This window comes from Methanobrevibacter sp., assembly GCF_045577275.1.
Classification (GTDB): Archaea; Methanobacteriota; Methanobacteria; order Methanobacteriales; family Methanobacteriaceae; genus Methanobrevibacter.
On sequence record NZ_JAZNIB010000194.1, the window covers coordinates 1 to 7,312 of the forward strand.

General features: G+C 31.0%; 8 protein-coding genes. 5 read left to right on the forward strand and 3 right to left on the reverse strand.

Annotated elements, in window-relative coordinates; genetic code table 11:
* Positions 1-184: 184 nt before the first annotated feature.
* The 5 genes from npdG (at position 185) to ACKI67_RS05770 (ending at position 3,443) form a co-directional block, all read left to right on the forward strand.
* Positions 185-871: an NADPH-dependent F420 reductase gene (gene npdG, locus ACKI67_RS05750; protein WP_407462480.1), complete on the forward strand. Its 687-nt coding sequence runs from the start codon at positions 185-187 to the stop codon at positions 869-871.
* Positions 872-1,090: 219 nt separating this feature from the next.
* The gene (locus tag ACKI67_RS05755) at positions 1,091-1,480 is read left to right on the forward strand and encodes a GNAT family N-acetyltransferase (RefSeq protein ID WP_407462481.1); all 390 of its coding nucleotides are present in this window, start codon (positions 1,091-1,093) and stop codon (positions 1,478-1,480) included.
* A 60-nt stretch (positions 1,481-1,540) separates the two neighbouring features.
* Positions 1,541-1,843: a putative quinol monooxygenase gene (locus ACKI67_RS05760; RefSeq protein WP_407462482.1), complete on the forward strand. Its 303-nt coding sequence runs from the start codon at positions 1,541-1,543 to the stop codon at positions 1,841-1,843.
* A 140-nt stretch (positions 1,844-1,983) separates the two neighbouring features.
* Positions 1,984-2,889, forward strand: coding sequence for a hypothetical protein (locus ACKI67_RS05765; RefSeq protein WP_407462484.1), 906 nt, complete (start codon positions 1,984-1,986; stop codon positions 2,887-2,889).
* 44 nt (positions 2,890-2,933) lie between these two features.
* The gene (locus ACKI67_RS05770) at positions 2,934-3,443 is read left to right on the forward strand and encodes a nitroreductase family protein (protein ID WP_407462485.1); all 510 of its coding nucleotides are present in this window, start codon (positions 2,934-2,936) and stop codon (positions 3,441-3,443) included.
* A 30-nt stretch (positions 3,444-3,473) separates the two neighbouring features.
* On the opposite strand, the gene thpR is transcribed toward ACKI67_RS05770, so the two are convergent.
* The 3 genes from thpR to sstT all read right to left on the reverse strand — a co-directional run bounded on the left by thpR (position 3,474) and on the right by sstT (position 7,070).
* Positions 3,474-4,049, reverse strand: a complete 576-nt coding sequence (thpR, locus tag ACKI67_RS05775; protein WP_407462486.1) for an RNA 2',3'-cyclic phosphodiesterase — start codon at positions 4,047-4,049, stop codon at positions 3,474-3,476.
* Between the two features lie 163 nt (positions 4,050-4,212).
* Positions 4,213-5,682: a CCA tRNA nucleotidyltransferase gene (gene cca / locus ACKI67_RS05780; RefSeq protein WP_407462487.1), complete on the reverse strand. Its 1,470-nt coding sequence runs from the start codon at positions 5,680-5,682 to the stop codon at positions 4,213-4,215.
* A 134-nt stretch (positions 5,683-5,816) separates the two neighbouring features.
* The gene (gene sstT, locus ACKI67_RS05785; RefSeq protein WP_407462488.1) at positions 5,817-7,070 is read right to left on the reverse strand and encodes a serine/threonine transporter SstT; all 1,254 of its coding nucleotides are present in this window, start codon (positions 7,068-7,070) and stop codon (positions 5,817-5,819) included.
* Between the last annotated feature and the right edge of the window lie 242 nt (positions 7,071-7,312).

Here is a 7,312-nt window from a genome sequence, read left to right on the forward strand (position 1 = left end):
CATATAAATTTAATTTTAACTAAACATTAACCAGGATAAATTATAAAATATTAAACTAAAAAAGAAAAATTTATAAATATTTTATGATAAAAATAACTATATAAATATATTGTAAAATATATTCATAAGACTTTATACAAAAGACATTTAAAAAATTTTAAAATCATATTTTAGGAGATATAGTATGGTAGTTAGTGTAATCGGTGGAACTGGTCCACAAGGTTTAGGAATTGCTCTCAGATTAGCAATTGAAGGTGTAGAAGTAATTGTTGGTTCTCGTAAAGAAGAAAAAGCATTAGAAGTTGTAGCAGAAGCTAAAGAAAAATATTCCGACTATGACTTATCCAACATGTGCGGTATGGCTAACGAAGACGCAGCAAAAGAAGGTGACATCTTAATCCTCACTGTACCTCTTGCAGCTCAAAAACCAACCGTTGAAGGAATCAAAGAATTCTGTGCTGACAAAATTGTTTTAGATGCAACCGTACCTTTAGAAACTGCAATTGGTGGAAAACCATTCAGATTTATTGATTTAATGGAAGGATCTGCAGCAGAAAGAACCGCATCCATCCTTGACGGAACCGGCGCAAAAGTTATCTGTGCATTCTGTAACATCAGTAACTCTCACTTATCCAACATTCCAGAAGACATCGACTGTGACTGTTTAATTGCTGGTGATGACAAAGAAGCAAAAGAAACTGCAGCAGAACTCATCAACAAAATCCCTGGTGTAAGAACCATCGATACAGGAATCTTGGAAAAATCCAGAATCATTGAAAAAATCACCCCATTGTTAATCGGATTAAACATCAAATACAAATCCCATTACGGTGGTTTAAGAATCACTGGAATTCCAAAATTAGATGAATGAATTCAATTGAATTAAAACTCAACCTTAATTATTCTATTTTTATAGAATAATTCTTTTTTTCTTTTTTTCTTTTTTTATTTTTCCTTTTACAAAAATTTTTATATAAAAATCAACAACATTATACTTAAAAAACAGCTATTTTTAGGAAGTGATTCAATAAACTGGAAATTTAAAAAGTTTGATGAGCTTACAGCAAATGAACTATACGAAATTCTAAAATTGAGAGCAGAAGTATTTGTTGTTGAACAGAATTGTGCTTATCAGGACTTGGATGACAAGGACAAATATGCATATCACTTGTTTTTAGAAGATGAAGACGATTCAACAGTTATAGCCCTTTTGAGAATCCTTCCAGAAAATATTGCATATGAAGATATGGCAATTGGAAGAGTGATTGTTAAGAAATCCCATAGAGGAAAAGGGCTTTCAAGAATTATGATGGAAAAATCAATGAATTTCATAATAAATGATTTAGGTAAAAAAAGAATAAGAATGTCAGGGCAGGCTTATTTAACTAAATTCTATGAGGATTTAGGATTTAAAAAAGTTTCTGATGTTTATTTGGAAGATGGGATAGACCATTATGAGTTTTTATATGAAATAGAATAGAACAATAAGTTTTTAATATATTATAATAAATTTTTAACTAAGAATAAAAGGAGATTAATCATGAGCTTTATCGTAGTTATGGCAGAACTTATCCCAAAAGAAGGTGCAGAAGAAAAAATAGTCCCTCTTGCAGAGGCATTAGTTGAAGAAACTCTTAAAGAAGAAGGAAACATTGATTATAAATGTTTAAGATCAATCAAGGATGGAACTTTTACCTTTGTTGAACAGTGGGAAAGCGTAGAAGCATTAAGCGACCATTTGAATTCAACTCATTTCAAATTGTTTTCAAAGGAATCTGCAGATTTATCTGAAGATATGGAAATTAAAGTGCTTAGCGCTGAAGAATTAAATTTATATGAATAAATGATTTTTATAGATAAGTTCTAACTTATCTTAAATCATTTCTAACTTTCTCTAAAACTTTTTTAAAAAAAAACAGCATTTTCATTTATCTTAAAACCTTTAAGAAAAATTTTATTAAACTCTTTTTTTAAATTAATATTATGAATATTATAAGAAATCTGCCTTTAGCAATCACTGGTTTAATTTTAGCTATTCTATCATTAGGTAAGATTTTTACCGATTATAGCAGCATATTTTTTATAATCGGATCAATCCTTATATTTTTAGTTCTATTAAAGCTTATTTTTCACTTTGAAATCTTCATTAATGAACTGAATACACTGATAACACTAAGTACATTCGGTACATTTTCAATGGCTCTAATGCTTTTCAGCACATATCTTAAGCCATTGTTCATGCCATTGTCTCAAAGCATTGCTTTTGGAATATGGATTTTAGGGATAATTACTCATTTATCAATACTCCTTATATTTACTAAGAAGTATGTTATCGATAAATTTGATATTGAAACCGTATTTGCTACCTGGTGGATTGTTTATATTGGAATAACTATGGCTTCAATCACAGCCCCTGCATATGACTTGCAAAAATATGGATTTATCTTCTTTGGAATAGGTTTCATACTTATGATACCAACACTCATTTTGGTCTCATACAGATACCTTAAGTTTACTGCAATAGACGATAAAAATAAACCATTCATTTGCATCTACACTGCACTTTTCTCAATCCTTATTGTAGGATACGTGAATGCACTACCTATTAATGGAAACTTCTTAAGCTTAATCTATATAGGCGCATGTATTTTTTATATTTTTGCAATTTATCATGCAATAAAGCTATTGATTTTGGAAAGATTGAAATTCATGCCAAGCTTTTCAGCATTTACATTTCCATTTGTAATTAGTACAATAGCTACTGGAGAAGTTTATAAATTCTTTGGATTAAATTTCTTAAACCATATATTTTATATTCAAGCAGCCATAGCATTGATTTTAGTGATATTCGTTTCATATGAATACTTGAAATTCTTATTAAAATCATGATTAAGTTATTATAATTAAAATATTATTTTCAAAAAGGTGTTAGGATGAATGCAATATTCAAAAGAAAAAGCATTAGAAAGTTTTTAGATAAGGAAATAGAAGACGAAAAGATAGAAAGGCTATTGAAAGCAGGAATGCAGGCCCCTTCTGCAATCAATTCACAGCCATGGGAGTTTTTAGTAGTTAAGGATAAAGAAGGAATTAAGAAGATAGAAAACATGAGTTTGTATTCAAAGCCTGCTAGAACTTCTACATGCTGCATCATAACTCTATTCAATCAGGATTATTTAAGCCAATTTGAGAACTACAGATGGGTTCAGCAAGATATGGGAGCATGTACAGAGAATATTCTATTGCAGGCCGTGGAAGAAGACCTCGGTGCAGTATGGCTTGGAACATATCCTGATGAAGAAAGAGTGGATTACTTGAAGGAGAATTTTAATATTCCAGAAAATGTTTATCCATACTCTGTAATCGTTTTAGGATATCCTACAGAAGATTACACAGGTACAGATAGGTTTGATGAAGATAGGATTCATTATGAATCCTATTAAATAAATTTTAAAAAAATAGTAAAAATTGGATTAATTCAATTCAAACACTTTAATATCCTCATAGATTGGCCCTTGAGGAGTTAAAGTACTCTTTTTTAAGCAAATCTTAGAAACGGACATATTCCCAATTTCAATATTTTCCAATTTTTCAATAGCTTCCCTAATTTCCTTTTTGTTTTTAGGACTTTTCACTCTTCCAATAGTTAAATGGGAAATGAAATTCTTTTCTTTTTTAAATCCTAATTTTCTAAACTCCTTATCAAGGTCCTTTTGGAGGTCTTTTATTGGAGACCCTTCTTCCAAACCTAACCATAGAACCTTGATTACCTTTTTATTTGGGAAACAACCGCAGTTTTTAATATTCAAATCAAAAGAGGAATAGTTTTTTATAACCTTTTCAACTGCAGAGCTTATATCATCAACCATATCCAAATCAATATTTCCAAAGAACTTTAATGTGAAATGCATGTTTTGAGAAGGAACATATTTTATATTTGCATTGGTCTTTTTAAACTCCTTTTGAACATTCAATATCTTAGGAACCAACTCTTCATCAAGTTCAATAGCTAAAAAGCTTCTGATAGTCTTTTCTTCAATGTTTTTCATTCTATCTCCCAAATAATTTTTTATAATGATTTTTATTAATATTATGTCTCTGATTGCTTATATCATTAATCATATTAAAAAATGAATCAAAATATAAAAAATGAGCCAAAACATGACAAAAAAGTGAGGAAAAAGAATGTTTAATGATTTTAAATGAAAATGATTACCTCTTAATGTATTGACCAGGATTTAAGAAGTCATCTAAAGTGTTTAAATAATCAAATGCCAATTCTTCACTATTCATTTTATCAGCATCATAGTTAAAATGATTATCCAAATCATTTAAAAATTCATCAATTTCAAAAAGGGCATAATCATTGCAGATTGCCTCTTTAATATTCTTTCCAACCTTGATTATATGGATATTTTCCAATTTCAACAGATGTGTGATGAATTCCTTTGCTGTTTTGAATTGCCTTTCTCTAGTCAATACCATATACTCATCCAATGGATACAATGCATCTCCCCATTTTGCCTTAAAGTTTTCACAGGCTTTCTGAGGCCATACTTTAGGTCCTTGATGTATGTAATATTTTCCTTGTTTGAATACATTAAGTTCGATAGTGAAAATAACACATTTCTCTTCATCAGTCCAGTAGGCATGCTTAAAGACAGAAAACTCTTCCGCTTCCAATTTTTCACAAATGGAATCTATTGTCTTTAGAAGCTGTGGATGAAGAGCATCAGCAGACATTTCTGGAATAGGGAATTTAATTACTAATGTTTGAGTCTGTCTATCATTAAAGGATTCGACGATATAATCTGCAATTTCCTCATTGGATTTATTGAATAGATGCTGTTTTTTAAGAGGTCTGAAGAATTCAGAAATCTTGTCTAAGTTTTCATCATCAACAAATGCCAAGAAGTTTCTTGAAGCCACAATAAAATCAACGAATCTTTCTATTCTTAAGGCAGCTCCAACATTCCTATTCTCATCTGTTGGATCAATGAATACAAGAGGGTCTTCCTTAAAGATCTTATCGTTGGCAGTTCCGAAATCCTCCAAATCAATGGTAGTGTGGAATTTCCATTTTTGAGCTGCCCTTAATGTATCTTCAAAGGTGCCGTAGTTTAGAATAAGCAATTCGCATAAGTAACCTGCAAAACCACCAGTTTTGAATTCTGAACCATATGTGCCAATAACAGCCATGAATTTCTTAAGCAACAGCACTTCGTCTTCCTGCTCTTTTGATAAATGACTCTTAATGTAATTGGTATGCAAAATAGTTCTGTCAACAGCTGATTTTATAGGCTTGTCTTCACCTAAGTCATAACAAGGAACTATATCAACTTCATAGCCATCTATATCACATGTCAAATAAGGATGGGAGGCATAATGTTCACTGGCCTTACCATCAAAAGCTTCATTGGTCTTATATGCCAAATACAAACCCTTTTCCTTAAGATAATCCATTTCTTCATCATAAGGGAAGCTAATAAAGATGTCTATATCTGAATTGCCTTTTAACCAAGTATTTTTAGCAACAGAACCTACTGCATTTGCTTTAGCATTGATGCCTTCCTTTTCGCAGGTTTCATTTATGAAATCTATTACTTTTTTAGTTGTTTCATAAATTGCATCACGTTCTTCTTGACTTGGCTTTAATTCTTTTAAAATAAGTTCGTAATTCATTTTTCAGTTCCTTGTAATTTTTCTTAAGAAAAATCTTTTCTTAATAATATATTATAATTATTCTTATTTTTATAATTTTAGAATTTGTTAATAACTTAAAAATAGTAAAAAAAGTAAAATAGAAAAAGAAACGATTATTCTTCATTATCTTTAGCAAATTCCCCTAAATAATTAACTGGCTTGCCTTTCTTTGCCCTGTCGTAATAATCTACAGCTGCAGTAAACATAGGGTCACCGCTTGAGTTAAGAGCTGTTTCAAAGGAATCTTGAATAACTCCTATGATAAATCCTACTGCAACAGCCTGCATTGCAACATCATTAGGTATTCCAAACAGTGCACATGCCATTGGAATAAGCAAGAGGGAACCTCCTACAACACCAGAAGCTCCACAAGCAGCAAAGGTTGAAACTATACATAGAATGAGAGCACTAGGCAAATCTATTCCAATTCCTAATGTATGACATACTGCCAAAGTCATTATTGTAATGGTGATTGCCGCACCACCTGTATTTATTGTAGCCCCCAATGGAATGCTGATTGAATAAAGATCCTCATCAAGGCCAAGCTTTTCACAAAGAAGCATGTTGATTGGAATGTTAGCTGCAGAACTTCTTGTAAAGAATGCAGTGATACCACTTTCCTTAAGGCAAATGAAGAGAAGAGGATATGGATTGCGTCTTAAGATCACTGCCACTATCATCGGATATACAACAAAAATAGCAAAGAGCATACATCCAACAAGCAATGCTATCAATTCACCATATTGAACAAAGATGTTCACTCCATTTTGACTGACAGCTGTAAATACAAGGGACATGATACCGATTGGAGCAAATTGTATGATTCCCACAACTACCATAGTCAATGCTTCTGCAAAATCACTGAGCAAACCTTTTGTACTCTCACTTCCCACTTTCTTTAAGCAGATTCCTAAAACAAATGCCCAAAAGAGAATTCCTAAATAATCACCATTTGTCAATGAAAGCAAAGGATTTGCAAATATGTTCAATAACATATTAGTCAAAACATCACTTAATCCTCCAGGTGGTGATACAGAGCTTGCATCTGTAAGTGTAATGCTTATAGGGAATATATGACTTCCAATCACCCCTATTAAAGCTGCCAAGAAAGATGCAAACAGATATAAGCATATGATTCTTTTGAATTTGGTTCCGATTTCATCACCTGCATTGGATAAAGCAGAACAAACCAATAGAAAAACAAGAATTGGAGCTGCTGCCTTTAAGGCATTTACGAATAATTGTCCTGGAAGTCCAATAATTTCATATTGGGGAACAGAGATACCTAAGATAACCCCTAAAATAAGACCAATGAATATTTTCAATATCAAACTTGATTCTGTCCATTTCTTAATAAAATCATTCATAAAATTACTCCAATTAATTCAAAAATAAAAATTATTTAAACATTGATTATTAGTTCACTATTAATGATTTATTTTGACATCTTAAATATTTATTGAAAAATCTTTTTGAAAGTAGTGAAAATGGAGTATGAAAATTGTTTAAAAAATAAGAAAAATACGGTGAAAAAAAAATTGTAAAAAAAGAGAAAAAATAGATTATTTTTCTATTGGATTAATAATCATCTGCAAAGTCTCTAAAAGAC